Here is a 26,222-nt window from a genome sequence, read left to right as displayed (position 1 = left end):
CTCCGGACGTGGAGCCGGCAGGGGCGGTGAAGTGCCGGATTGTCGGCGAAACAAACGGCAGTCCGTATGAGCGCCTACGTGAAGCGGGGCCGCAGCTCCAGGGATGGTTCCCTGCGCAGGTGCGGCCCCGCTCCGGCCTGACGAGAGGCGCTCTGCGAGCCCCGTTCAGGCCGGGTGGTTCAGAAGCTGCCGGTGAACAGCAGGCGGTTGGGGCTGCCGGTGCCGGCGCCCGTGACCTTGCTGGCGGTGGTGGCGTTCAGCAGCAGGCTGCGGACGGTGCTGCTGCTGGCCGTGGGGTTGGCCTGGAGGATCAGGGCGGCGGCGCCCGCGACGTGCGGGGAGGCCATGGAGGTGCCGTCGATGGTGTTCGTGGCGGTCGTCGAGCCGATCCAGGTGCTGGTGATGGCGCTGCCCGGCGCGAAGATGTCCACGCAGGTGCCGAAGTTGCTGAACGAGCTGCGGGCGTCGGTCCGGGTGGTGCTGCCGACGGCGATGGCGCCGCTGGCGCGGGCGGGGCTGTAGAAGCAGGAGTCGTCGTTGCTGTTGCCGGCGGCCACGATGACCACGACGTTGCTGCTGTTGGCGCGGTTCACGGCGGCGTCCAGGGCGTCGCTGACCGAACGGGTTCTCGGCCCGAGGCTCATGTTGACGACCTTGCGGCCCGTGACGCTGTGTGCCACGACGGCGTCCAGCGCGGAGATGATGCCGCTGTTCGCGCCGTTGCCGCTGCAGTCGAGGACCTTCACGGCCCACAGCTGCGTGCTCTTGGCGACGCCCCAGGTGCTGCTGCCGACCGTGCCGGCGACGTGCGTGCCGTGGCCGTCGCAGTCGCTGTTCACGCCGTCGCCCGTGAAGTTCCCGCCCCAGACGGCGCGGCCGCCGAAGTTGGTGTGCGCGGTGTTGATGCCGGTATCCAGGATGTAGGAGTTCACGCCGCTGCCGGTGCGGTTGTACACGTAGGAGCCGCTCAGGGGCAGGTTGCGCTGGTCGATGCGGTCCAGGCCCCAGGTGGCGCCGCTCTGGGTGGCGGTGCTGACCATCATCTGGTCCTGCTCGATGTAGTCCACGCGGGGGTCGGACTGCAGGCGGGCGAGGTTCTGCGCGCTGAGGTTGCCGGAGAAGCCGTTCAGGGCGCTGGCGTACACGTGACGGATGTCCGCGCCCTGCGGGTCGAGGTTCAGGGTGTTGATCAGGCTGGTAACGGCCTGGGCGTTCAGGCGGTCGTTGAGGGGGCCGCCGACGCTCTGCACGGTGATGGGCAGGGGCACGCTGCCGTCCTTGAGGACCACGATGTACTGTCCGGCGATGGCGTTCTCGTTCTGGCTGCCGCGGACGCCGCTCGGGGCGCTGCCGCTGTCCGGCGTGGCGGCGGTGGGGGCCGCGCCGCAGGCGGCGAGGGCGAGGGTCAGGGCAAGGGCGGCGGGCATCGGTCGTGCGTTCATGGCAGTCCTCCTGGAATTCCCGTGGACAATGGGGCAGGGCCGGACAGGACACCGGAATGCCGTGTGGGTGGGCGCGGTGGTCTGTTCAGTTGCGGTGTTGTCTGGAACTGCGGGTGAGGATAGTGACTGCCCCGCACCTTGACCAGAGGGTGGGCTAGGTGGGTGCGGGAACGGGAACGGCAAGCGGTATTGATTTTTCCCGGAAACACAATCCAGGACACACTTTTAAACGTCCCTTATATCAGGACGCTGCGCTGAAACCCGACAACCCATCCCGGTCATCTGTGCTTCACGCGGATTCCAGTCGTGGCGTCGGCCACCCGCTGCCCGTCCGGACGGAAGGCGAAAGGGCCGGAATCCGCACAGACGCGGAGCGACGGACCTCAGCGCGGCAGGTGCCGCAGCGTCCGTTCACGCAGTTCCGTCAGGATGCCCTGCACCTCCGCGTCGCTCGGGGCTTCCACGTACAGGCGCACGACCGGCTCGGTCCCGGACGCCCGGACCATGCCGTACCCGCCTGCGAACACCAGTTTCACGCCGTCCATCGTGACGACCTCCTGCACGGCGTGGCCGCCCAGCGACCCCAGGCCCGCCACGTCGTCCATCAGGGCCGCCCGGTCGATGGGGCGCGGCAGGTGCAGGTCCACCCGGTCGTAATGGTGCCGGAAGTCCACGAGCGCCTCGATCTGCGCGAACTGCTCGTCCAGCCCCAGGCCGGTCACCGCGACCGCCTCCTGCAGCAGCAGACCGTTGAGCAGCCCGTCGCGCTCGGGCACGTGCCCCTGCACGCCGATCCCGCCGGACTCCTCACCGCCGATCAGCACGGCGTCCTCCGGGTGCGTCTCGCCGTGCAGGAACGCCTCGGTGATGTACTTGAAGCCCACCGGCGTCTGCACCACCCGCAGCCCGTGATGCTGCGCGAGCCGCTCGATAATCCCGCTCGTGGACACCGTCCGCACCACGATCCCCCGCTTCCCCTGCGACGCGAGGTGATGCAGCAGCACCGCGAAGATCTGGTGACTGTTGAAGAACCGCCCGCCCGACAGCACCGCCCCGATGCGGTCGGCGTCGCCGTCCGTGACCATCGCGAACGCCGGGCCGCTCACGTCCCGCATGGCTTGCATGGTGGAATGCAGGTTCTGCGTGATCGGCTCCGGGTTCACGCCCCCGAACAGCGGGTCCGGCGCGGCCCGCATCCCCTGGAACGGCACGCCCAGGTACTCGCGCGTGAACGCCTCGATCCAGCCTCCGGCCGCGCCGTGCATCGCGTCGTGGTACACCGGCAGGCCCGCCCGGCGGATCGCGCCGGTATCCACCAGCTGCGCCAGTGCGCTCAGGTACTCGGCCCGGACGTCCGCCTCGTTCAGCCCTCCGGCCGCTCGGGGCGTGGGCGGGCCGTCCAGTCGCGCCTCGACCTCGGCGACCAGCGCGGGCGTGGCGCTTCCACCGTAGGACCCCTTGAGTTTGTACCCCTGGTACTGCCCCGGATTGTGGCTAGCCGTGATCATCACGCCGCCCGCGTGTCCACCGGCCCGCACCGCGTATGACAGCGCGGGCGTGGGCGTGGCGCCCGTCAGGACCGTCACGTCCAGACCGGCCGCTTGCAACGTCTCGCCGGCCGCGCGGGCGAACGCGCCGCCCAGGAAGCGGGTGTCGTGCGCCACGACCGCCGAACGGCCCCCGGCGTCCAGCAGCGCCTGCGCGTGCGCGCGGGCCACGCGCCCCACGTTGGCGAACGTGAACTCGTCGGCGATCACGCCGCGCCAGCCGTCAGTGCCGAAAGTGAGCTTCATGAGGCACAGCCTACCCTGACCGGCCGCCGCGGCGCGCCGGTTTCCTGCCCAGCCACCCACTTCCCTGTGCAGACCGACGCGTCCACCGCGACATCGGAGCTTAAGATACCGGCATGACCTTCTACCCGGTGATCCTGGCAGGTGGGAGCGGCGAGCGCTTCTGGCCGCTGTCGCGCAAGAGCAAACCCAAGCAGTTCCTGACGCTGGAATCCAGCGGCCGCAGCCTGCTCCAGACGACCGCCGAACGTCTCACGGCCGGGCTGCCCGGCGGCCTGGAACGCCTGATGGTCGTCACGGCGAACGAGCACCGCTCGCACGTGCTGGAGCACCTGCCCGAGTTGCCGCTGGAGAACCTGCTGGTCGAACCCGTGCCGCGCGACACGGCCGCCGCGATCCTGTACGGCGCGCTCACCGTGCACCGCGACGACCCGGACGCCGTGATGGGCGTGTTCCCCGCCGATCACCGCGTGGACGACCCGGCTGCCTTCGCCGCGACCCTGGAACGCGCCGTGGCGTACGCGCAGGCGAACGACGTGCTCGTCACGCTGGGCATGCAGCCGCAGTACCCGGCGACCGGTTACGGGTACATCGAGAAGGGAGAGCAGGACGCGCAGACCGGCGTGTACCGCGTGCAGCGATTCGCGGAGAAACCCGACGCGGACACCGCGCAGGGGTTCCTGGACACCGGCAACTACCTGTGGAACTCCGGGATGTTCATCTGGAAGGTCAGCACCATTCTCGCGGCGTTCGAGACGCTCGTCCCGGACCTGTACGGCCCGATGGCCGAGGCGGCCCGCGTGCGCGGCGGCCTGCGGCAGGTGTACCCGGACCTGCCGAAGATCAGCGTGGACTACGCCATCCTGGAACGCGCCCGGAACGTCGCCGTGATTCCCGCCAGTTTCGGGTGGGACGACCTGGGCGACTGGAACGCCCTGGAACGTCTGCTCAAGGGGGACGGCTCGAACGTCGCGGTGGGCCGCCACGTCAGCCTCGACACGGGCGGCGCGATCATGTACACCACGGGCGGCGACGACCTGATCGCCACCATCGGCCTGGAGGACGTGGTCGTGGTGCGCGCCGGGGACGTGACCCTGGTCGTCCGCAAGGACCGCACGCAGGACATCAAGAAGGTCGTGCAGCAGCTCAAGGCCAACCCGGACCTCGCGCGTTTCGCCTGAACGGGCGCGCTCAGGCGGGCAGGGCGGGCAGCGTGAACGTGAACGCGCTGCCCTGTCCGGGCGTGGACTCGGCCCAGATGCGCCCCCCGTGGTGCTCGGTGATCTTGCGGACGATGGCGAGACCCATGCCGGTCCCGTCGTACTGGTCGCGCAGGTGCAGGCGCTGGAACAGCTGGAACACCCGCTCGGCGTACTGCGCCTCGAAGCCGATGCCGTTGTCCTGCACGCGCACCTCCCACCACTCGCCGCGCCGCGTGGCGCTGAGGTGAACGCGCGGCGCGGCGTCCGGACGGCGGAACTTCACGGCGTTCCCGATCAGGTTCTGCAGCAGCTGCGTCAACTCACCGCCGATGCCCATCACGTCCGGCAGGGCGTCCCAGGTGACCTGCGCCCCGGCGCCGTCCACGGCGGCCTGCAACTGCGCGAGGGCGTCCTGTAACGGCCCGCTCAGGTTCAGGGGTTGCAGCGGTTCGCGCACGGCGTTCAGGCGGGAGAAGACCAGCAGGTCGTCGATCAGGCCCTTCATGCGCCGCGCGCCCTGGGTGACGATCCCCAGGTACCGCTGGCCCTGCGGGTCGAGCTGCGGGCCGTAGCGGCGGTCGATCAGTTCCGTGAAACTGGTGATGGTCCGCAGGGGCTCCTGCAGGTCGTGGCTGGCGGCGAACGCGAACCGTTCGAGTTCCGCGTTGCTGCGTTCGAGTTCCTGCGTGCGTTCCTGCAGCGTGCGGGCCTTCTGCGCGCCCTCCAGCGCGAGGCTGAGGCTGCGGGTGACGGTGTCGAGCAGCGCGCGGTCCGTGTCGTTCCAGCGCCGCTGCCCGAACAGGCCCACCACGATCACGCCCTGCACGGTGCCGTCCACCTGCACCGGCAGCGAGGCGGTCGTGCTGATGTGCTCGACGCTGCCCTGCAGGCCGTCGTGCCCGCGGTCGTACTCGTCCTGGTACAGCGGCTGCCCGGACTCGAAGGGCCGCCGGACCGTCAGGGTCGTCGGGTACGGCAGCCCGGCGTCCAGCTGGCGTTGCAGGGCGTCGTTGCCGACCTGCCCGACCTGCGTGCGGACAAGCAGGCGGTCCCCCTCGCGCTCCCAGTACAGGGCGTAGCCGTCGGGCAGCAGCGACAGGATGATCTCCTGCGCGCGTCGGATCAGGGCGTGCGGGTCGGCCTCCAGCGTCAGGTCCCGCGTGAGTTCCGCGAAGGCCTCCAGCGCCTGCGTGCGGGCGTGCAGGGCGTCGCGCTGCGTCTGAAGCTGCGAGGCGACCTCCGCGCGTTCCAGCGACAGGTTCATGCTGCGCCCGGCCGCGCGGACCACCGCCCGGTCCTGCTCGGTCCACTCGCGCGTGTCGAGCAGGCCCACGGCCAGCAGGCCGACGACCTCGCCGGCGACCAGCATGGGGTACAGCGCCACCGTGCCGTAATCGTCGGTGGCCGCCACGCGCTGCTCGCCCGCCTCCCAGCCGTCCACGAACACCGGGGCGTGCGTGCGGGCCGCCTCCAGGAAGGCGGGCGCGTCAGCCGGTACGCCGGCGGTGATGCTCTGCACGACGTGCGGCGCGATGTCCTCGGTCCAGACCTGCGCGTACCAGTGGTCGCCGCTGCGCTCGTAGTACGCCGCGCTGCACTGCGCGAAGAAACTGCGGAACACCGTCAGCGCCTGCCGCGCCAGCGTGCGGACGTCGGTGCTCGTGCCGGCCGCCTCGGTGAAGCGCGCGAAGGCTTCCAGGGCGACCGTCTGCTCGGCCAGTTCGCGCGTGCGGGCCTCCACGCGCGTCTCGAGCAGCGCGTGGCTGTCCTGCAACTGCTGGTACAGCCGGGCATTGTCCAGCGCCGACGCCGTCTGCGCGGCCAGCCCGGCGGCCAGCTGCTCGGAACGGTCCGTGAACACGTCCGGGTCGGGATGCCCGAACAGCAGCGCGCCCAGCACGTCGCCGGAACGGGACGTGACCGGCACCGCGAGGTAACTGCGGACCGGCAGGTGACCGGGGGGCATGCCGCCCAGCTGCCCGTACCGGCCGTCGCGCGTGATGTCCCCGGCCCGCACGACCCCCCGGCCCGCGAAGGTCGGGCCGAACACGCCGGTCATGCGCGGCATGGGAAAATTCGCGAAGGCCTCGCGGGGCGCGCCGGACAGCACGTGCAGGCGGTACCCGTCCGGGTCGCGGTCGGTCAGGTTGTAGAAGAACGCCCCGAACTGCGCGCCGGTGAGGGTCACGCCGGCGTCCGTGACGCCCTGCACCAGCTTGCGCAGGTCCAGTTCGGCCGCCAGGGTCTGCCCGACGCGGTTGAGCGTGGCGAGGTTCTCGGCCTGCTCCTGCAGGTGACGGCGGGCCTCCAGCTGCGTCAGCGCCTGCGCGCACTGCTGTGAGAGGGTCAGCAGGAACTGACGTTCAGCCGGCAGGAACGGCCGGGCCGCGCCGAAGGTCAGCAGCAGCGCCCCCCACGGGCGTCCGTCCACGCTGAGCGGCAGGGCCGCCACGCGCCCGTGCGGCCCACCGGGCGCGAAGACCGCCTGCCCGCTGCGGACCGCCTCGGCGGCCGGGTGGTCCCCGCCGAGCGGTATTGGCTCCGGCAGGTCCCCAGCGGGCACACGGACCGGGCCGTCCGGGCGGTTCAGATCCACGTGGGTCAGGGCGTCGCCGCCCGGCGTGAGCTGCAACGCCGCCCCGCCGGTCGCGGCGGTGACGGGCGCCGCGCCGGTCAGCGTGGCGCTCAGGACCGCCGGCACGCTGTCGGCCGTGACGAGATCCGCCGTGATCTGTTGCAGGGTTTCCTTGCGTTTGATGGAGGACACGTCCCGCAGGTGCGCGGCGAGCGAGTCTCCGTGCGGGGTCAGGCTGACCCGCACCCAGCCGCCCACCGCCGGACTGAACGCGTCGTACGCGCCGGGCCGGCCCGTGGCGCGCACGTGGCGGCTCTCGGTGTACCAGTGGCCGCTGAGCAGGTGCGGGAACTCGCGTTCCAGCGGCCGCCCGAGCGCCTCGTGGACCTCGAGGTGCAGCAGGGCGGCGGCCGCGCCGTTCAGGTACTCGAACTCGCCGTCGGCGTTCAGGACGAACGTTACGTCCTCGCTGGCCAGAAGCAGGGACGCCAGCGCCGGGGGAAGAGGCAGGGGGTCGGGGCGCGTCATGCGGGCGGGGTCGTCACAGGAGGGTAGCCTCGGGCAGGAGGGCGGAAAGGGGAGGAGACGGCTGAACCCGATCGTAGCGCACCTGGCGCCCACGCGGACCGGCTACCCTGGTTCGGAGGCGTGTTCCAGGGCGCTGCCGATCAGGACGGTCAGGTGCGCGTCGAGCAGCCGGTAGTACACCACGCGGCCCGCGCGGCGCGCCTGCACGGCCCGCACCTGCCGCAGCAGCCGCAACTGGTGACTGACGGCGCTCTCGCTCAGGCCGATCACGGCCGCCAGGTCGCACACGCACAGCTCGCCGCCCGGCCCGGCGGCGTTCAGGGCGCTCAGCAGCCGCAGCCGGGTGGGGTCCGCCACGACCTTGAGCAGCGCGGCGGCCCGCTCCACCTGCTCCGGGGTCGGCTGGGCCGCCAGGGCCCGCGCGACGGCCTGCGGGTGAAGTTCGTGGGTGGCGCACGCTTCCGGCGCCGTGGGGGCGCGGCGGGCGGGCGTCACGGGCGCTCCGGGGTCCAGCGCAGCAGCCGCAGGGCGTTCGCGGTGACCAGCGCGGTCGCGCCGGTATCGGCCAGGACCGCCATCCACAGGGTGGTCGCGCCGGTCAGGGTGGTGATCAGGAACAGGCCCTTGAGGCCCAGCGCCAGCGCGATGTTCCAGTGGACGTTGCGCATGGTGGCCCGCGCCAGCTGCACGAGGTCCGGCACGCCCCGCAGCGACGAGCCCAGCAGCGCGGCGTCGGCGGTGTCGAGCGCGACGGCCGTGCCGCCCCCCATGGCGATCCCGACGTCCGCGCGGGCCAGGGCGGGCGCGTCGTTGATGCCGTCCCCGACCATCACGACCGGGCCGGGCAGCGCCTCCAGGTGCCGGAGTTTCTCCTCGGGCCGCAGCGAGGCGCGCACCTCGATGGGCAGGTCACGGGCGGCCGCCTGCGCGGCGCGTTCGTGATCCCCGGTGAGCATCACGCGGTCCACGCCCAGGCGGCGCAGGTCCGTCAGGGCGGCGGCGGCGTCCGGGCGCAGGTCGTCCTGGAAGGCCAGCAGCGCCAGCGGGACGTGATCGTCGTGCAGCACGCTGACCGACAGGCCGCGCGCCTCCAGCGCCCCCAGCTTCCCGAATTCGGCGTCCAGGGCGCTGCCCAGCCGGGCGGCGGCGCTCGCGGCGGAACTCAGGTGCAGGGCGCGGCCGTCCAGGGTGGCGCTGGCGCCCTCGCCGGGCCGGGCGTGGGCGTCCGTGACGGCCGGGACGCTCAGTCCGCGCGCGCGCGCCGCGTCGGTCACGGCGCGCGACAGCGGGTGGCTGCTGGCACCGGCCACGGCGGCCGCCAGCCGCAGCGTCCCGCCGTCCGGGTCGGCGCGGCCACGGTCCGGCCCGGCCGGCAGACACTCGCTCAGGCGGGGCTGCCCGGCGGTCAGGGTGCCGGTCTTGTCGAAGGCGACGGTCCGGACGCGGGCCAGCGTCTCCAGGGCCGCGCCGCCCTTGATGAGCAGGCCGCGGCGCGCGCCGGCGCTCAGGCCGCTGGTGACGGCTGCCGGGACACTCAGGACCAGCGCGCAGGGGCAGCCGATCAGCAGCAGGCTCAGGCCCTTGTACAGCCACGGCGAGAGCGGTTCGCCCAGCAGCGGCGGCCCGAACGCCACGAGCGCCGATACGAGCATCACGCCCGGCGTGTACACCCGGCTGAACCGGTCGATGAACCGCGCGGTGGGCGCGCGGCTCTCCTCGGCCTGCTCGATCAGGTGCAGGATGCGCGCCAGGGTCGTGTCGTTCGCCTCGCGGGTCACGCGGACCGTCAGGGTGCCGTCGGTGCTGACGCTGCCGCCAAACACCTCGTCACCAGCGGCGCGGCGCACCGGGACGCTCTCGCCGGTCACGGCGCTGTCGTCCAGGCCCGAGACGCCCTCCTCGATCACGCCGTCCGCCGGGACGCGCGTGCCGGGCGTGACCAGCACCCGCTGACCTGGCCGAAGCGACGCCGCCGGCACCTCGCGCGGTCCCTGCGGCGTCAGCAGTTGCGCGGTGGACGGCGTGAGGGCCGCGAGCGCCTGCACGCCCGACCGGGCGCGGCCGGCCGCGACGCCCTCGAGCAGTTCACCGACCGCGAACAGGAACACCACGGCCGCGCCCTCGGCGGCCTCGCCGATCAGCAGGGCGCCCAGCGCGGCCAGCGTGACGAGCAGGTTGATCGAGAACACCTCGCCCAGCCGGGCGCTGATCACGGCCCGGCGGGCCAGCGGAGCGCCTGCCAGCAGCGTGACGGCCACGAAGCCCAGGTCGGCGGCCTGCGGCGCTGCGAGCGACAGCAGCCACGCGGCGGCCAGCAGCGCCCCGGACACCAGCACGAGCCGCCCCTGCCCGCTGCGGTACCACGCGCCTCCCCCCTGGGGTCCGTGGAGCGGCGTGTCCAGCGGGGTCGCCGGCAGCTCCGCTGCGTGCGGGTCGGGTTGCAGCGCCGGAACGTACCCTAGGGCGCGCAGGTGCCCTTCGAGGGTCTGGCGGGGCGTGCGGCTCTCGTCCAGTTCCAGCCGCAGCGTCTGCCGCGTGAAGCTGGTGCTGACGGCGGCCGTGCCGGGCAGGGTGCCCACCAGCCGCTCGACCTTCTGCACGCAGTGGGCGCAGTCCATGCCCTCGACGCGGTAGGTCAGGACCGGCGCGGGGGGAGCGGAAAAGGGCCGGGTGGTCATGCTCCAGTATACCTGAGCAACTGCTCAGATGTTCAGGTGAGTGTCATAACGACTCCGATTGAATGGTTTACAAACCCGTTCAATTCGGCGAAGCGACCCATAGAGCCGCTCCGCAGAGTGCGAGCAGCGCGCCCCTCCGGACGTGGAGCGGGTAGGGGCGGTGAACTTTCGGGTTGTCAGCGAGATAGACGGCGGTCCGTACCAACCGTCCGGCAGCCGGGGGGGCGCCCGGACTCCCCTGGTCGGTGCCGTCGGTTCAGCTGCCCCGGTACGTGCTGTACGACCACGGACTGACCAGCAGCGGCACGTGATAGTGCGCGCTGGCGTCCGCCACCGTGAACCGCAGCGTGATCTCGTCCAGGAACGGCGCCGCTCCCTCCACGCCGGCCATGTCCGCGAAGTACGGCGCGACGTGGAAGGTCAGCTCGAAGGTGCCGGGCCGCAACCCGCCCCGCGCGATCAGCGGCGCGTCGGTCCGGCCGTCCGCGTTCGTGACCGCCCCGGTCAGCAGCGTGCGCGTCTGCCCCTGCACGGCGCGCAACTCGACGCGGATGCCGGCCGCCGGGCGACCCCGCGCCGTATCCAGCACGTGCGTGCTCAGGCCCGCTCCCTGAACGCTCATTCGCGTTCCACCCAGCCCTCGATCACGCCGTACGGTTCGGCGTCCGCGTGGAAGATCACGCCCGGATTCTCCAGGCCGAACCGGCCAAGGTCGTACGGAATGTGATGCCGGTTCGGGAACGAGAAGTGAATCCGCTCGATCTCCGGGCAGCGGGTCAGCACCGCCTCGCCCAGCCGGTACAGCGTGTGCTGCATGGAATGAGAGTAGTGGTCCGGGAAGACCTCCAGCAGCGTGCCGTACACCCGCGCCCACACGGCGTCGTAGTCGGGCGCGTCCTCGCGGTACGTCCAGCGGGCCGTGACAGTCGTCGCCAGGATGCGGTCGGTCGTCTCGGGCAGCGTGGTGAACGCGTCGCGGTGAAAGCCGGCCCAGCCGCTCTGCGTGGTCTTCAGGATGAACAGTTCGTCGATGCCGCTCTCGACCGTGAAGTTCTGCCCGTCGCCCTCCACGCGGGCGGTGTGTTTGGGCATCTGCCGCGCGAAGGCGTGGTCGTGACCGCCGTCCTGACCGGGCGCCGGCAGGCGGTCCCACAGGTGCTGCGTGAAGGTCGCGTACGCCCCGTCCACGCGCGGCCCGGCCTGCACGAAATGCCGCACGAGGGTCTTCCCGAACTCCTCGACGCTGCCGGTCAGGTGATCGCGGGCCAGCGCGTAGATGGTGTTGCGCACCGTGTCGGTCGCCACGAGGTCCGTGTTGTCCCCGACCTCGTGCGCCGCGCCGAAATCGCCGCGCATGCCCACGCGCACCCACACGTCCTTGATCTCGTGACGGGGCGAGTCGCGGAACACCTTGAACAGCCGCACGTCGGCCTTGCCGTAATTGTTGTCGCCCAGCCGCACCCGGACGAGCGCCGCGCTAGGTGCGGGGACGTGGGCGGACGGATCGGGAATAGTCATGGTGGCTCCGGGGGGGGAAGAGGGTTCGATCAGGTCCAGCACCCGCAGGCGCGCGATGCGGCCGATCTCGTGCAGCGCCGCCCGGCGCTCCTGCTCGGGCGTGTGCGACAGGCGCTCGCGGGCCGCCGCGAAGATGCTGGCCTTGTCATGCTCGCGTACGCACACCACGAACGGCAGACCGAACCGGTCGTGGTAGGCGGCGTTCAACCGGTGAAACTCCTCGTACTCGGCGGGGCTCAGGCGGTCCAGGCCGGCGCTGGCCTGCTCGCGCGCACTCTCGGGTGTCAGGTCGCCGGCCAGCGCGGCCTTGCCGGCCAGGTCCGGGTGCGCGCGGATCAGCGCGACCTGCTCGGCCTCGCTGCCCGACAGGGCCGCCTGCGCGAACGCCTGCGCCAGCGCCCCGGCGTCCCGGTAGGGCCGGCCGGCCGCGACCTGCGCGGCGTACTGCGGCGAGTGCTCCAGCACGCCCGCGAAGTACGCCGTGAACGTGCCCTCACTCAGGTCGTTCAGGTCCTCCAGGCGCAGGCGGGCCGTCACGCGGTCACCGCCGCGCCGGGCGGCCGCGCGGAGGAGAGGACGGCGCGGGGCGCCGGGCGGATAGGGACCGGGAAACGGAACAAGGGAAACCTCCGGATCAGGAAATGAGGGCGATCAGGACCACCGGGGCGAATATCACACCGGGCGGACACCACGGGGTAGAAACGGCGCCGAGCGGTCCCGGACCGCTGCTCACGTCCGGCCTGCTCACACCCGGCGGGGGGAAGAAAAGACTGCCGGCATCCTAGGGGCGCGGCCCGGCCGAGTCAAACCACCCGTACAGACCGCCGCGCCGCCCCTGAACCCCCCCCGGGCAGAGGCGGGCAGGCACCTGATACACTGGGTCCGCCTACAGTCGCGCCTGCCCTTCCCCCGGAAGCGCTGGCATTGGTTCCGCTCACGCCCGACCGCCGCTGTCCTGTCCCAGGACCGGACGTTCGCCGCGATCCCACCAGGGCCACCGGGAGGTGTCCGTGCCTGAATCCGTGCCCACCCTCATGCCCGAGCCAGACAGCCTGCGATCCCATGACGCCGCACAGGCCCGCCTGGCGGCCCTTCATGCCCTGGGCATCCTGGACACCGGGCCAGAACCGCAGTTCGACCGGATCATGGCGCTCGTCGCGCGGTACTTCCGGACGCCGTTCGGGTCGGTCACGTTCGTGGACGACCACCGGCAGTGGTTCAAGGCCAGCGTGGGCTTCACGCACCGCAGCGACCCGCGCCGGCAGTCGGTCTGCGCGCTCACCGTGGACGCCGGTTGCCCGCTCGTCATTCCGGACCTGCTGGCCGACCCCCGCACGACCGGGCTGGACGCCGTGCAGGGCGGGCACCGGCTGCGCTTCTACGCGGGTGTGCCGCTGCACGCGGGCGGTCACGCCGTGGGCACCCTGTGCGTGCTCGATACCCGCCCGCGCGACTTCAGCGACGAGGACCGCGAGGTGCTCGAGCAGTTCGCGGAACTCGCGCAGTCTGAGTTGCGGCTCCGGCTGGCGCTGCGGGACCTGGAGGCGCTCGCGCTGACCGACCCCCTCACCGAACTGCCCAACCGCCGCGCCTTCCAGCAGGAACTGGCGTCGGCGTGCTGCGCGGCCGGCACCGGGCAGCCGCTGGTGGTGGGGCTGCTGGACCTGGACCGTTTCAAGCCCATCAACGACACGCTGGGGCACGCGGTCGGCGACGCGGTGCTGCGCTTCGTCGCTCAGCGTGTCCGCGCCCTGCTGCGCCCCGGCGAGACGCTCGCCCGGTACGGTGGTGACGAGTTCACGCTGCTGCTGACCGGCCCGGACGCCGAAACCCGAGCCCGCCAGATCGCCCTGGAACTCCCGCACCGGCTGCACATGCCCTCAGGCCTGCGGGTCGGCGTGAGCCTCGGGCTGGTCCTGGCCTCCGGTCCCGCCGATCCTCGGGCGCTGCTGGAACTGGCCGACCACACCATGTACCGCGCCAAGGCCGCCGGGACGCCCGTGGTCCACGTCCGCTACCCGAACGACGCGGCCCCGCCGGGCGACTGATCCGGACTTCGATTGAATGGGGCGCAAGGGTCCGCCGGGGGCCGGGCGGTCCTGGCCGGCGGGTTATCCGCTAGGATGGGGGCATGTCACGTTCCCTGCTCGTTTCCTGCCGTCATGGCGCCGGTTTCAGGGGAGTGCGTTGACGCGCCCCTTCCAGGTTCTGCTGGTGGACGACAACCCGGCCGATCTGCTACTCGCTCAGGAGGTCTTCAGTGAATACGAAGGCGCCCTGACCGTCACCACCTGTTCCAGTGGGCGGGACGCCCTGGACCGGCTGCGGTCGCCCGGCACCCGCCCGGACGTCGTGATCCTCGACGTGAACATGCCGGTTATGGGTGGGTTCGAGGTGTTGCAGGCCATCAAGGACGACCCGGCGCTCGTGTGCATTCCGGTCGTGATGCTCTCCACATCCTCGCATCCCGGCGACGTGGCCCGCGCGTACACCCTGCACGCCAGTTCGTACATGGTCAAGAGCAGTTCCTTCCAGGCGTTCATGGATCAGGTGGACGCCTTCGTGACCTTCTGGCGCGAGAGCCGCACGCCCAGCTGGCCGGAACGCGCCGCGACCTGAACGGCGACCCCGCCCAGAGCAGGGGGTCGCGGTGCAGTTCCAGTTCTACCGGCACGTTCCCGGCGATGGCGCGGCTGTACGGGCAGGTGGCGTGCGCGGCGTGCACCAGCCACTTGGCTGTGCCGTCGTCGGTGCCGGGCAGGTGAATCTGCAGCAGGACGCTCAGGTGGTAGTGGTCGTCTCGGCGTGCAGGCCGACGTGCGCGCGCGCCTGCGGCGTGCCGACCGTGACGCCGTCCCGCCGGGCGACGCTCTGCAAGGCGCTCAGGAAGCACGAGGCGTACCCGGCGGCGAACAGTTCCTCGGGGTCGGCGCCCTCGGAGCGGGACTGCGGGGGGCGCAGCGGGACGTTCAGCCGGTCGCGGCCGACGAACGCCTGACCGCTGCGGCCGCCGCTGGTGGTGTAGATGGGCCTGGAATCGCTGGTCGTGACGGGTTCGGTCATGACTCGCATTCCCCTGCTGGCCGCGCTGCCCGCCACGCACGCCCTGGCCGGCCGCGCGCACCTGAACCTGCGGGAACTGGCGGACGAGGAGTGGCTGACCTGCACGCCGCACCTCAGCACGCCCCCACCCGGACAGGTTCAGGCCCTCAGGTTCAGGCCCTCTGTCAGACTTTTGGGCTGCGGCCCCGCATCCCGGCAGTGGCCGGCACCGAGAGTGCCGTCGTAGGCCGCGCGGCCGCCGGGCAGGGCGTCACGCTGGTGCCCCGGACACTCGTGAACCCCAGCAGGAGGGCGTGGCCTTCATTCCGCTCGAAGACGGAATCACGCTCGACGTGGGCCTCGTGACCTGCCGCGACGCCGACAACCCCGCGCTGGAAGCGCTGCTGGACAGTCTCGCCACGCTCGACCGGGCGTAGACATCCGAGTTGAACGGTCGCCGCCTGCCGCTCAACCCGAGTCCGGATCAGTTGTTCTTCAGGCCGTGACGCAGCACCTCGGCCAGTTGCCGGGTGGTGTGCGACTGCAGTTCGTCGAGTTCGGCGCTCGCGGCGCGCAGCAGGGCGCGGTGCGTGTCGGCGTTGCGGGCGTCGGGACCGCTGGCGGTGTGCACGGCGGCCTGCACGGTGAAGTGCGCGTCGGGCAGCAGAGACAGGTTGCTGCGCGCGCCGGCGTGACGGGCGCCGAGCAGCGCGCCGAGCATGCCGACTTCCTCGCTGCGGCGCATCAGTTCACGCTGGAACACGCGGTCCCGGATGCTGGTGATGACGTCCCAGGCGGCGTCGGACAGGGCGGCCTCGGCGCTGGCGGGGCGGGCGACCTCGACGTGCAGGGTCTCGCCGCTGCGCCAGGTGCGCCAGTACTGCTCGCCGCGTCCGGAGGCCCAGTGGGTTTCGAAGTCGCGGGCGTCCTCGATCAGGACCTTCAGGCGGGCGGTGGGCGCGTCGCCGGGCACGCGGTGGCCCTCGCCGAGGGCGCCCCAGAGGCTCAGGCCGCGTTCGTCGCTGGCGCGCATGTCCTCGTAGGCGCGGGCGAGCGCCTCGACACCCTGCGAGAGGGTAGCGGCGGGGCGGTCGTCGGTCAGGAAGACGATGTCGTCACCGTCGGTGCGGGCGGCGTGCTTCAGGTGGTGCAGGCCCAGGCCCCAGCGGCGCTGCGCGGCCTGGGTGGCCTCGGTCAGGGTGGCGTCCAGGGTGGGCGTGTCGGCGCCGCTGTCCGCGAGGGCCTGGATCTGACTGTCCACGGCGGCGGTGGCCATCAGCGCGTCGAAGGCGGTGAAGGGGGAGGCGGTGGTGGATTCCGTTTTCGTTTTAGCTCGTGCCATAGTTCCTTTATTCTGCCCTGAACAGAGCGGAAGATGTGTTCGTCCGACACGTTACCACGCCTGGGCACGTTCCGGCGCGGTAGCCGGGCGCCGGCGCGGACCGCGCGGCCGCCTCAGAATTCGCGCAGCGCGTAATACGGACTCCGATTGAATGGGCTGCAAAGCCCATTGGGTCCGAGCGGATGCGACTCGTAGAGCTGCTCCGCAGAGCAGAAGAGAAACGCCCCTCCGGACGTGCCGCCGGCAGGGGCGGTGACGTTCCGGATTGTCGGCGAAACAAACGGCAGTCCGTATAACGTGGCGGTGGTGCCGGCCGGCCCGGCCGTTCAGGTGCGGGCGCCCAGGAACTGCGCGCGGAAAGTCGCGGCGTCCACTCCCGGCGCGATCAGGTACCCCTGCATGACCGGGCAGCCCAGCTCGGCCAGCAACTCCGCCTGTTCGGGGGTTTCCACGCCCTCGGCGACCACCTGCAGGCCCAGCGCCTGCGCCAGCCCCAGGGTGGCCTGCACGATCGCGCAGTTCTGCCGTCCCTCACGGCCCGGCGTGCACAGGTCACGCACGAAGGTCCGGTCGATCTTCAGTTCGTGCGCGAGCAGGTCCCGCAGCGTCATCAGGGTGGAGTACCCGGTGCCGAAATCGTCCACTGCGACCTTCACCTGCAGGGAGCGCAGTTGCCGCACGGCGCCCGTCACGGCGCTCAGGTCGTTGATGAACGCCGTTTCCGTCACCTCCAGCGTCAGCCGCGCCGGGTCGAAGCCGACCTCTTCGAGCAGCGCCGCGAGCCGCGCCGTGAACTGCGGGTGCCGCAGCTGTACCGGCGACACGTTCACGCTCAGGCAGAGCGGCGCGGGCCACGTGACCGCCTCGCGCAGCGCCTCGCGCAGCACGAACGCACCGATGCCGTGAATCAGCCCAGTCGCCTCGGCCAGCGGAATGAACTCGGCCGGTGAGACCACACCCAGGTCCGGGTGGGTCCAGCGGATCAGGACCTCCGCGCCGACCACCTGACGGGTCCGCACCTGCACCTGCGGCTGGAACACCAGCGAGAACTGCCCAGCCCGCAGCGCCTCGTACATGGCCGATTCCAGCGTCAGGTGCGCGATGCGAGGCTGAGCAGCCGGCCTGAACACCTGGAACCCCAGCCCGGCGCGCTTGGCGAGGTACATGGCCGTGTCTGCCTGCCGCAGCAGCGCCGCCGTGTCCGGCGCGGTGTCCGGGTAGACGCTCCAGCCGACCGCGATCCCGACCCGCAGGGGCCGGCCCGCCACTTCGAACGGCTGCGCCATGGCCACACGGATCGTCTCGCTGACCGGCTCGATCAGCCCCGGATCGTCCAGCAGCAGCGCGAACTCATCGCCGCCCATGCGCGCCAGCGTGGAGACCGGCCACGCGCGCAGCACCTCCTCCAACCGGGCGCTGATGGCGCGCAGCAACTCGTCGCCCACGTCATGCCCGAGGGTGTCGTTGACGATCTTGAAGCGGTTGAGGTCCATCAGCGCCAGCGCCAGCGGCGCGCCGCCCGACAACTGCTGCGCCGCGCGGCGCGCGAAACCGCCCCGGTTGGTCAGGCCGGTCAGCGCGTCCGTGAACGCCAGCCGCTCCAGCTGCTCCAGGGTCCGCTGCCGGTCGATGAACAGCGCGATGTGCCCGGCCATGTTCTCCGCGAGCCGGAGCAGGTCCGGACCCACCTCCAGCCGCTTCGGGTGGGTCAGGGCCAGCACGCCCAGCAACTCCCGGTTGCGGTCGTACATGGGGACCTCCACGCTAGTCCGCACGGCCGGCACCCACTCGCCCCGCACGGCCTGCCCGACCGGATGCCGCTCCCACTGCTCGTGGATCACGACGGCCCGGCTGAGCTTATGCGGGTCGCGGCGGCCCCACAGGGCGCGGCCGTGCTCGCTGGGATAGCGCGAGAGTGCCTGCCGCAGCGGAGCGGATACCTGACCCAGCAGCTGGATCAGCTCATGGTCCAGGGTGGCCACGCCGGCACTCCAGCCGCCCAGCACCTCGCGCAGCCCACCGAACAGGGCGCCCAGCACCTGTTCTAACGGAGCGTCCATCAAGGAGGCCACGTTCGCGTCCGCCAGACTCCGCAGGAACAGGTCCGCGCGGCGTTGCTCACCCACGTCCCGCAGGAACAGCGCCCAGTGCGTGCCGCAACCGCTTCTGTCCTGCCCGACGCGGGTGGCGGTCACCTCCCACCACTCGTTCCGGGCGGGCAGGTTCACGTCCCGCGTGAACGACGCGGCCCCGGTCGCGTTTAGTTCGGTCAGCAGCGCCCGGATGACCTGCCGGTCCGCTGGAGCCCACGGCCACTCCAGCGGATGCGTGCCCAGCGCCACCGGCAGCGGCGCCAGCAGCGTCTGGAACGCCGCGTTCGTGTACGCCACCCGCCCGTGCTGGTGGTTGCGGCGGGCGTCCAGGACGCACATGGGCACCACGGCCGCCTGCATGCTGCCTTCCAGCAGCGTGAGCCGCTCGGATTGCCGCAGCCGCTCCGGCAGATCCGTGGCGTAGGTCAGCATCAGGTTCAGGCTGCCCCGTTCGTTCAGGATCGGTACCAGCGTCCGCTCCTGCAACTGCCCCGCCCGCGACTCGGTCCAGTACAGCCGCGCCGGGTCACGCTGCGCGCGCGCGACCGCCGCTTCCCGTTCCGGCAGGTACGCGGCCGGCAGGTTCAGCAGGGCAGCGGCCTCACGCACGTTCAGGCCGGTCAGGGCCGTGCGGACCTCCGGGTCGGGCGCCGCCGCCGGGTTCACGTACAGAAAGCGACCGTCCGGGTCGAGTACTGAGAGTTCCAGCGGCAGTTCCTCCAGGATCTGCCGGTAAAACAGCGCGGCGGGCAGCAATTCTGTCGCGGGGCGGATGGCCAGCAGGCCCACGCGCCGCCCCCCGGCCAGCGTGAACCGCAGCCCGCGCACCTGCGCCGGCAGCGGCTGCCCGCCAGCCCCCTGAAACATGAAATCCCGCCGCGCGGACGGCATGTCTCCGTCCAGGAACACCTGCAGGCTCAGGCGGAACTCCTCGCGGTCCTGCGACGCCAGCAGGGTCACCGTCTCGGTCCCCGGCAACTGCTCACGGGGGTACCCACTCCACCGTGCGAACGCTTCCGACACCATCAACACCTGCTCTGATACGCCGTCCACGACCAGCAGTGGGTCAGCCGTGTCGGTCAATGCCGACAGGACCGCCAGGTCAGTGGGAGTCAGGTCGGGTTCCATCCCTCATATTATGACCCGGCAGTCCGTCACGCCGGTCTTAACCGGGCTGGTGTGACCCATCCGTCAGGCTCGGTCGTGGATACTGAGTCATGCAGGATGGAGGTCAGTCAGGACAACCGGGCGCAGCCCCGACCATCGACGGTCCGCCGGGCCAGCCCACGCTGGCGCGACTGACGTCCATCCTGGGCCGCAGTGCCGCTGCGCTGCTGGTCGTCGGCACCGACCACGGCGAGATCCTGGGCGTCACGCCCGCCCTGCTGACCCTGCTGGGCCGTTCCGGGGCAGAGGTGACCGCGCAGCGGGCGGCTGCGCTTGTCGCGCCGGCCCACCACGCCCAGCTGTCCGCGTTGCTCGGCGGTCCGCTCCTGCCGGCCCCGGCGCCGCTGGACCTGCTGCGCGGGGACGGTCATCCCCTGAGCGTGCAGGTGCGCGCCCTGCCGCTGCCCGCCCCGCACCGGGCGACGGCGGTCATCGTGACGTCCGCGCCCACGCTGACCCGCGAGTCCCTGCACCGGGAACTGCTGGAGCACCTGCCGATCGACGTGGCGCTGTTCGACCCGCAGGGCCGTTACCTGTACTGCAATCCGGCCGCGATCCGCGACCCGGGGATCCGGGCGGCCGTGGTGGGCCTGACCAACGCGGAGTACGGCCTGTGGCGCGCTCACCCGCCGGAACTGGCGCAGCGCCGCGCTGAGCACTTCGCCGAGGCGGTCGCCGGTCGCCGGGCCGTGCAGTGGCAGGAAACCATGCGGGGCGGCGGCGAGCAGCGCGTGTACACGCGGGCGTACTGGCCGGTGTTCGGAGCGGACGGGGCGCTGCACCTGATGATCGGGCACGGCCTGGACGTGACGACCAGCGTCGAACAGGATCAGCGCATGACGCTGCTGGAAACCATGGTCGCCACGTCCGTGGACCCGCTGCTGCTGCTCGACGCGCGGCCCGGTCCGACGTACCTGACTGTCGTGTATGGGAATCCTGCCCTGCGTGAACTGCTGCGCCAGCAGGGTCTGGAGGACGTTCCGGACAGCCCACTGCCCGAATGGCCGCTGGGAAGCGGGAACCGCGTGACGATCACCGCCATGATCGGGCAGCTGCATCCCAGCGAACCCCGGCGGGAGGTGCTGTACCTGCCGGACGCGCACCAGTGGCTGGAACTGCACGCCAGTCCGATCCTCGCGCCGGACGGGCAGTGCACGCACTGGGCAGTGAACCTACGGGACGTGACCGACGCGCAGCGCGCCACGCAGGTGCAGACGCACGTCGCAGCCGCCAACCGGCTCGCACTGGGCGGAGCGCCGCTCCAGGACAGCCTGGACGCCCTGCTAGGCGGGATCGAGACGCTGAACCCCGGCTGGAAAGTCGCGCTCGTCGTGGCGGAACCGGACGGGGCGCTGCAGGTGGTCGGGGAGATCAACCGCACCTTCCGGCAGGCCGTGAACGGCACCGCCTCCCAGCACTTGGAGGACGTGTGGGCCCAGATGGACCCGGACCGCACCGGCCTGAGCATGGACATCCCGGACCTGCTGGACTTCGATTCGCCGCTGCCAGCCGCGCGGGACGTCGCCCCGAGGATGGGCGTGCGGACCCTCACGCAACTGCCGCTGTACGGCCGCGACGGGCAGCTGCTGGGCGTGCTGGTCGCCGCGCACAGTCAGGCGCACCAGTGGGCGGCCCCCCTGACCGACGCGCTGCGGCGGCGCGTGCCGGCCGCGTCCATGCTGGTCGAGCAGCACCTGCAGCAGCGGCGGCTGTCCACCCTGGCCTTCACGGACGCCCTGACCGGCCTGATGAACCGCGTGACGCTCGGTGAGCGGCTCGACCGGCTGCTGGGCGACGCCGAGCAAAGCGGCGAGCGGCTCGCGTTTGGCCTGATGGACCTGGACCGCTTCAAGTTCCTGAACGACGGGTACGGGCACGTCGCCGGGGACCGCCTGCTACGGCAGCTGGCAGGCCGTCTGGAACAGGTGTGCGCGGCGTACGCCGTACCTGCCCTGGCCCGCATGGGCGGCGACGAGTTCGCGGTGATCGTTCCCGCCGCACGCCTGCCGGAAGTGACGGCCGCGCTGAACGCCGCGTTCGATCAGCCGTTCGAGACCGGCAGCGGCGCGGTCCTGATGCAGGCGTCCCTGGGCTGGAGCGTCTACCCGGACACCGCGCGCGACGCCAGCGAACTGCACCAGCAGGCCGACGCCGCCATGTACTCCGCCAAACGCCGCCAGCTGTTCTCGCAGGTGTTCGAGGCGTCTCCCCGCACGGGCCGCCAGACGCTGACCCTGGAAACCGCGCTGCGCGAGAGCCTGCGCGACGGGGATTTCCACCTGGTGTTCCAGCCGCAGATCGGCGTGCGCCGGGGCAGTCTCGTCGGCGCCGAGGCGCTGCTGCGCTGGACGCACCCGGTCCTGGGGGCCGTGCCGCCGGACCAGTTCATTCCGGTCGCCGAGATGGGCGGCCTGATGGGCCAGCTGGGGGACTGGGTGCTGCGTGTCGCGTGTCAGGAAGCCACCCGCTGGACCGGCGTGTGCCTGAGCGTGAACGTCTCCAGCGTTCAGCTGAACGCCCCGGACTTCGCCGATCAGGTCCGCGCGGCCCTGGCCGGCAGCGGCCTGAGCGCCCGCCGGCTGGTGCTGGAAGTCACGGAAACCGGCCTGCTCGACAATCCGGCCCGTACCCGCCAGACCCTCCAGGCGCTGCGGGACGACGGCGTGCGCATCAGCATCGACGATTTCGGCACCGGGTACTCGTCGCTGGTCAGCGTGCGGACCCTGCCGGTCGACGAGTTGAAGATCGACCGTTCCTTCGTGAACGACCTCGGTCAGGATTCCCAGGAGGGCCGCGAGAGCCGCGCGATCATCGGGGCCAGCGTCCTGATGGCGCACGCCATGGGCATCGACGTGGTCGCCGAGGGCGTCGAGACGCCCGAACAGGCCGCGCAACTCGCGGAACTCGGCTGCGACCTGATGCAGGGCTGGCTGTACGCGCCTGGCCTGAGCGCCGAACAGTTCCTGGACTGGCAGGCGCGCTGGCGGCAGAAGACCGCCGCGCCCTGACGGCAGCGTTCACGTGCCGGGGCGTGGCGGGGTGCCGGTCAGGCTTTCTTCTCGCCGACGCTGTTGGCGGTGACGCGCAGCATGGCGTCCGCCTCGGGGCGGCGGGTCAGCAGGGCGGCGTACAGGGCTTCGAGCAGCAGCAGCTGGCTGGTCAGGGTGTCGAGCACGCCGTCGGTCAGCGGGTCTTCCTGGCTGGCGGTGAACAGCACGGCGCTGGCGTGCCGGGTGATGGGACTGGCGGCGCGGTGCGTGACGGCGACCGTGTACAGCCCGCACTCCTGCGCGAGTTTCAGGTGCCCGATGGTGTCGAGGGTGCTGCCGGTGCCGCTCAGGCCGATGACGACGCTGCCGCGCGGCAGGGTCGAGATGCTGACGGCCGCGAGGTGCGGGTCGGGGTACGTGGCGGCGGGCACGCCGATGCGCAGCAGGCGGTGCGCGAAGAACTGCGCGGTGAGGCTGCTGTTGCCCTGCCCGGTCAGGTCCACGCGGGGCGCGCGGGCGAGGCGGTCGGCGACGTCCTCGGTGACCTGCGGGTCGAGCATGCGGGCGGTGCCCTCGAGGCTGCGCACGGCCTGCTGCGTCAGGCGCTGCATCTGGCTGGGGGCGTCCCCGGCGTCGTCCGGGTGGGGACGGCGGCCGCCGAGATCGCTGGCGAGCGCGATCTTGAAGGCGTGGAAGCCGGCGTAGTTCAGTTTGTGGCACAGCCGCGTGATGGTGGCCTCGCTGACGCCGACGCTGGCCGCGACCTCGGTGATGGTCTGGTGGACGGTGGTGTCGGCGTGCGCGACAACGTGGTCCGCGACGCGGCGCAGGCTGGGGGATAGCGAGTCGGCGTGCAGGCGGATGCGCCCGATGGCGCCGCCCGCGCCGGGTGTGACGGCGGTGGTCATGCGGCGGTCCTCCTGCGGAACCTGACTGGGGCGGGTGTGGGCGCGTGAACTGATGAGGGTACGGTAGCGCCTGAAAAGAATTCTTGTCAACGCGCCGCCACCCTGACAGCCGGGTTTCATGGGCGCCTCTGCGGATTGTGGGAGAGGGAAGCGCCGCGCTGTGCGGCGGGCAAGCCGATTTCCGATTCAACGCGTGGCGTGGCTCGCGCCGGGGTTAGCTGAAAATTAATTTTCACCTGCCCAAATTGACAAGAATAATTTTCACTTCTAGAGTGAGGCGAGCCGCGTTCCGACTTCCCCCGCCTGCCAGACCGTGGAGGCCCCAACGCACCGCCCCGTCCGCACCCGTGACTGCCTTTCGCGCAGCCCACGCGCCCCGCGGACGTTGTGCGTGTCCCGGTCGCAGGCCCCCTCCTGCCTGAACGCGAACATCCATCCTCTCCCAGGAGTTCACTGTCTGATGACCACACCCACGTCCACCGCCCCGGGCCCCCTGCCGGGCAAGCCGCCCCGCAAGACCGTTTTCGCCGCCCTTCAGGAGATCGGCAAGGCCCTGATGCTCCCGGTCGCGGTCCTGCCTGCCGCCGGACTGCTGCTGGGCTTCGGCTCGGCCTTCAACGACCCCAGCTACTCCTGGCACGCCAGCATCCCCGAGTGGCTGCAGTTCACCGGCCGCATGATGGTCGGCGCGTCCGACGTGATCTTCGGGAACCTCCCGGTCATCTTCGCGCTGGGCGTCGCCATCGGCCTCGCGTCCGGCGCGGGCGTCGCGGCGCTCGCCGCCCTCGTCGGCTTCCTGGTCATGCACGCCACCATCAGCGCGTACCTCGGCCTGGGCGACGCCGCGAAATTCGACGCGCTCAGCGCCGCCAGCAAGGGCGCCTACGCCAAGGTACTCGGCATCAACTCGCTGCAAACCGGCGTGTTCGGCGGGATCCTGATGGGCCTGCTCGCCGCGTTCCTGTACAACCGCTACAAGGACATCCGCCTGCCGGCCTTCCTGGGCTTCTTCGCGGGCCGGCGCTTCGTGCCGATCGTCACGGCCGCCTCGGCCATCGTGGTCGGCATCCTGCTCACCTACCTGTGGCCGCCGGTGCAGCACGCACTGAACGCCTTCTCGAACGTCGCCACCGAGGGCGCGCCCGTCGCGGCCAGCGGCATCTTCGGCTTCGTGAACCGCCTGCTGATCCCCTTCGGGCTGCACCACATCTGGTACCAGCCGTTCTGGTTCATCGCCGGGGAGTACACCACGCCCGCCGGTGAGGTCGTGCGCGGCGACCTGACCCGCTACATCGCCGGGGACCGCAGCGCCGGGATCTTCATGACCGGCTTCTTCCCGATCATGCTGTTCGCCCTGCCCGCCGCCGCGCTCGCCATTGTCCACGAGGCCCGCCCGGAGCGGCGCAAGGTCATCGCCGGGATCATGGGCAGCGCCGCGCTGACCTCCTTCCTGACCGGCATCACCGAACCCATCGAGTTCGCGTTCATGTTCGTCGCGCCGCTGCTGTACGTTTTCCACGCCGCCATGACCGGCCTGAGCTTCATGGTCATGAACGTCCTGGGTTCCCGCAGCGGCTTCACCTTCAGCGGCGGCGCCATCGACTACTTCCTGCTGATGCCAAAGAGCACCCGCGCGTGGCTGGTGCCGGTCGTCGGCCTGATCTTCGCCGCCGTGTACTACGTGGTGTTCCGGGCCGTCATCCGCCGTTTCAATATCATGACCCCCGGCCGCGAGGAGGTCAGCAGCGAGGACACCGCCCCCGCCACCGTCCGCTCTGCCGGTGGGGACCGCGAACTGGCCGTGGACATCCTGCGCGCCCTGGGCGGCCCCAGCAACATCAGCAACCTCGACGCCTGCATCACCCGCCTGCGCGTCAGCGTGAACGACAAGAGCCGCGTCAGCAAGAGCCAGCTCCAGCTGCTCGGCGCCGCCGGCGTGCTGGAAGTCGGCAACAGCGTGCAGGCCGTGTACGGCACCCGCAGCGACCAGCTGAAAGAGGAGATGCGCCGCGTGATCGAGGAAGGCGCGTACACCGAGGCCAACCCCGCCGCGACCCGCCCCGCCGACGCCGCGCCCGCCCAGGTTCACGTCGGCCCGGCCGCGCCCGCCATCACCACCCAGCCCAACCCCATCCCGCAGACGGCCGGCGGCAACCCCGCCCTGCCCGCCGACTTCACGCTGCCCATGCCGGGGCGCGTCCTGCCCATCACGGACGTGCCCGACCCCGTCTTCAGCGGCCGGGTCATGGGCGACGGCTTCGCCATCGAACCCACCGGCGGCCGCGTCGTCGCGCCCGTCAGCGGCGAGGTCGTCACGCTGTTCCCCACCGGGCACGCCATCGGCCTGCGCGCCGACAACGGCCTGGAAGTCCTCGTGCACGTCGGCATCGATACCGTCAGCCTGAACGGCGAGGGCTTCACCGCCCGCGTCGCGCAGGGCGACCGCGTGACCGCCGGGCAGACCCTGGTGGACGTGGACCTCGACGCCGTGCGCCCCCGTGTGCCCAGCCTGATCACGCCTGTCATCTTCACCAACCTCGCCCCGGACCAGAGCGTGCAGATCGACGGTCAGACCGTCACCCTCAACTCCTGACGCCTGGCGCCTGACCCCCCACGCCCGCGCGGGCGGCCATGAGCGCCCGCGCTTCACCCTTCAAGGAGACACCACCATGGAACAGAACTTCATCGTCACCGCCGAACACGGCCTGCACGCCCGCCCCGCCGCCCAGCTCGTGCAGGTGGCCGCGCCGTTCGCCAGCGCTATCGAACTCGTCACCGCCGACAAGGCCGTGAACCTCAAGAGCATGATGTCCGTCATGGGTGTCGGTCTCGCCAGCGGCGCCAGCTTCAGCGTCCGCGCGACCGGGGACGACGCGCAGGCCGCCGTGGACGCCATCGCCGCCCGCCTGGAAGAACAGGGCCTCGCCCGCCGTGCCTGATCCGACCA

At 71.5% G+C, this 26,222-nt stretch carries 19 protein-coding genes; 8 read left to right on the top strand and 11 right to left on the bottom strand.

The features are described 5' to 3' along the window. Window positions 1-179: 179 nt before the first annotated feature. The gene (locus CBQ26_RS07805) at window positions 180-1,442 is read right to left on the bottom strand and encodes a S8 family peptidase (RefSeq protein ID WP_088248084.1); all 1,263 of its coding nucleotides are present in this window, start codon (window positions 1,440-1,442) and stop codon (window positions 180-182) included. 383 nt (window positions 1,443-1,825) lie between these two features. After that, a complete protein-coding gene (locus CBQ26_RS07800; RefSeq protein WP_088248083.1) occupies window positions 1,826-3,235 on the bottom strand; it encodes a phosphohexomutase domain-containing protein in 1,410 nt (469 codons plus the stop codon). A 113-nt stretch (window positions 3,236-3,348) separates the two neighbouring features. Between CBQ26_RS07800 and CBQ26_RS07795 the strand changes: the two genes are divergently transcribed. Further along, the gene (locus CBQ26_RS07795; protein WP_088248082.1) at window positions 3,349-4,413 is read left to right on the top strand and encodes a mannose-1-phosphate guanylyltransferase; all 1,065 of its coding nucleotides are present in this window, start codon (window positions 3,349-3,351) and stop codon (window positions 4,411-4,413) included. Between the two features lie 10 nt (window positions 4,414-4,423). Here the strand turns inward: CBQ26_RS07795 and CBQ26_RS07790 are convergent, their stop codons facing one another. The 5 genes from CBQ26_RS07790 to pucL form a co-directional block, all read right to left on the bottom strand. Beyond that, the gene (locus CBQ26_RS07790; RefSeq protein ID WP_088248081.1) at window positions 4,424-7,537 is read right to left on the bottom strand and encodes a GAF domain-containing protein; all 3,114 of its coding nucleotides are present in this window, start codon (window positions 7,535-7,537) and stop codon (window positions 4,424-4,426) included. Between the two features lie 102 nt (window positions 7,538-7,639). Then, entirely contained in the window at window positions 7,640-8,032 is a 393-nt protein-coding gene (locus CBQ26_RS07785) for an ArsR/SmtB family transcription factor (RefSeq protein ID WP_088248080.1), read from the bottom strand. Then, window positions 8,029-10,215 carry a heavy metal translocating P-type ATPase gene (locus CBQ26_RS07780; protein ID WP_088248079.1) on the bottom strand — a complete coding sequence of 729 codons (2,187 nt, stop codon included), beginning with the start codon at window positions 10,213-10,215 and terminating at the stop codon, window positions 8,029-8,031. Before CBQ26_RS07780 ends, CBQ26_RS07785 begins: the two co-directional genes overlap by 4 nt. A 256-nt stretch (window positions 10,216-10,471) precedes the next feature. Further along, the gene (gene uraH / locus CBQ26_RS07775) at window positions 10,472-10,837 is read right to left on the bottom strand and encodes a hydroxyisourate hydrolase (protein WP_088248078.1); all 366 of its coding nucleotides are present in this window, start codon (window positions 10,835-10,837) and stop codon (window positions 10,472-10,474) included. After that, a complete protein-coding gene (gene pucL, locus CBQ26_RS07770) occupies window positions 10,834-12,270 on the bottom strand; it encodes a factor-independent urate hydroxylase (protein WP_088248077.1) in 1,437 nt (478 codons plus the stop codon). Before pucL ends, uraH begins: the two co-directional genes overlap by 4 nt. Before the next feature lie 473 nt (window positions 12,271-12,743). Between pucL and CBQ26_RS07765 the strand changes: the two genes are divergently transcribed. Then, window positions 12,744-13,781, top strand: coding sequence for a GGDEF domain-containing protein (locus tag CBQ26_RS07765; RefSeq protein WP_143342011.1), 1,038 nt, complete (start codon window positions 12,744-12,746; stop codon window positions 13,779-13,781). Between the two features lie 139 nt (window positions 13,782-13,920). Beyond that, window positions 13,921-14,352: a response regulator gene (locus CBQ26_RS07760; protein WP_244897999.1), complete on the top strand. Its 432-nt coding sequence runs from the start codon at window positions 13,921-13,923 to the stop codon at window positions 14,350-14,352. 162 nt (window positions 14,353-14,514) lie between these two features. Here the strand turns inward: CBQ26_RS07760 and CBQ26_RS07755 are convergent, their stop codons facing one another. Next, the gene (locus CBQ26_RS07755; protein ID WP_088248074.1) at window positions 14,515-14,796 is read right to left on the bottom strand and encodes an OsmC family protein; all 282 of its coding nucleotides are present in this window, start codon (window positions 14,794-14,796) and stop codon (window positions 14,515-14,517) included. Between CBQ26_RS07755 and CBQ26_RS21270 the strand changes: the two genes are divergently transcribed. Next, window positions 14,795-15,022, top strand: coding sequence for a hypothetical protein (locus CBQ26_RS21270; RefSeq protein WP_143342009.1), 228 nt, complete (start codon window positions 14,795-14,797; stop codon window positions 15,020-15,022). The genes CBQ26_RS07755 and CBQ26_RS21270 overlap by 2 nt on opposite strands. Before the next feature lie 67 nt (window positions 15,023-15,089). Further along, window positions 15,090-15,212 carry a hypothetical protein gene (locus tag CBQ26_RS22795; protein ID WP_280522577.1) on the top strand — a complete coding sequence of 41 codons (123 nt, stop codon included), beginning with the start codon at window positions 15,090-15,092 and terminating at the stop codon, window positions 15,210-15,212. Window positions 15,213-15,259: 47 nt separating this feature from the next. Here the strand turns inward: CBQ26_RS22795 and CBQ26_RS07750 are convergent, their stop codons facing one another. Further along, window positions 15,260-16,117, bottom strand: a complete 858-nt coding sequence (locus tag CBQ26_RS07750; protein ID WP_088248073.1) for a DNA repair protein — start codon at window positions 16,115-16,117, stop codon at window positions 15,260-15,262. Between the two features lie 326 nt (window positions 16,118-16,443). Beyond that, a complete protein-coding gene (locus CBQ26_RS07745) occupies window positions 16,444-19,338 on the bottom strand; it encodes an EAL domain-containing protein (RefSeq protein ID WP_088248072.1) in 2,895 nt (964 codons plus the stop codon). Between the two features lie 89 nt (window positions 19,339-19,427). Here CBQ26_RS07745 and CBQ26_RS07740 point away from each other — a divergent pair, with 89 nt between their 5' ends. Continuing rightward, on the top strand, window positions 19,428-22,385 hold the full coding sequence (locus CBQ26_RS07740) for an EAL domain-containing protein (RefSeq protein WP_088248071.1): 2,958 nt from the start codon (window positions 19,428-19,430) through the stop codon (window positions 22,383-22,385). 38 nt (window positions 22,386-22,423) lie between these two features. On the opposite strand, the gene CBQ26_RS07735 is transcribed toward CBQ26_RS07740, so the two are convergent. Further along, complete coding sequence (locus tag CBQ26_RS07735) at window positions 22,424-23,275, bottom strand: MurR/RpiR family transcriptional regulator (RefSeq protein WP_088248070.1); 852 nt, start codon at window positions 23,273-23,275, stop codon at window positions 22,424-22,426. A 460-nt stretch (window positions 23,276-23,735) separates the two neighbouring features. Here CBQ26_RS07735 and ptsG point away from each other — a divergent pair, with 460 nt between their 5' ends. Both ptsG and CBQ26_RS07725 read left to right on the top strand, forming a co-directional pair. Beyond that, a complete protein-coding gene (gene ptsG, locus CBQ26_RS07730; protein WP_088248069.1) occupies window positions 23,736-25,868 on the top strand; it encodes a glucose-specific PTS transporter subunit IIBC in 2,133 nt (710 codons plus the stop codon). Window positions 25,869-25,944: 76 nt separating this feature from the next. Then, entirely contained in the window at window positions 25,945-26,214 is a 270-nt protein-coding gene (locus CBQ26_RS07725) for an HPr family phosphocarrier protein (RefSeq protein WP_088248068.1), read from the top strand. The last annotated feature ends 8 nt before the right edge of the window (window positions 26,215-26,222 follow it).

The organism is Deinococcus indicus (assembly GCF_002198095.1).
Taxonomy (GTDB): Bacteria; Deinococcota; Deinococci; order Deinococcales; family Deinococcaceae; genus Deinococcus; species Deinococcus caeni.
The sequence above is the reverse complement of the archived record's forward strand: the minus strand, read 5'-3'. Positions and strand labels throughout refer to the sequence as shown.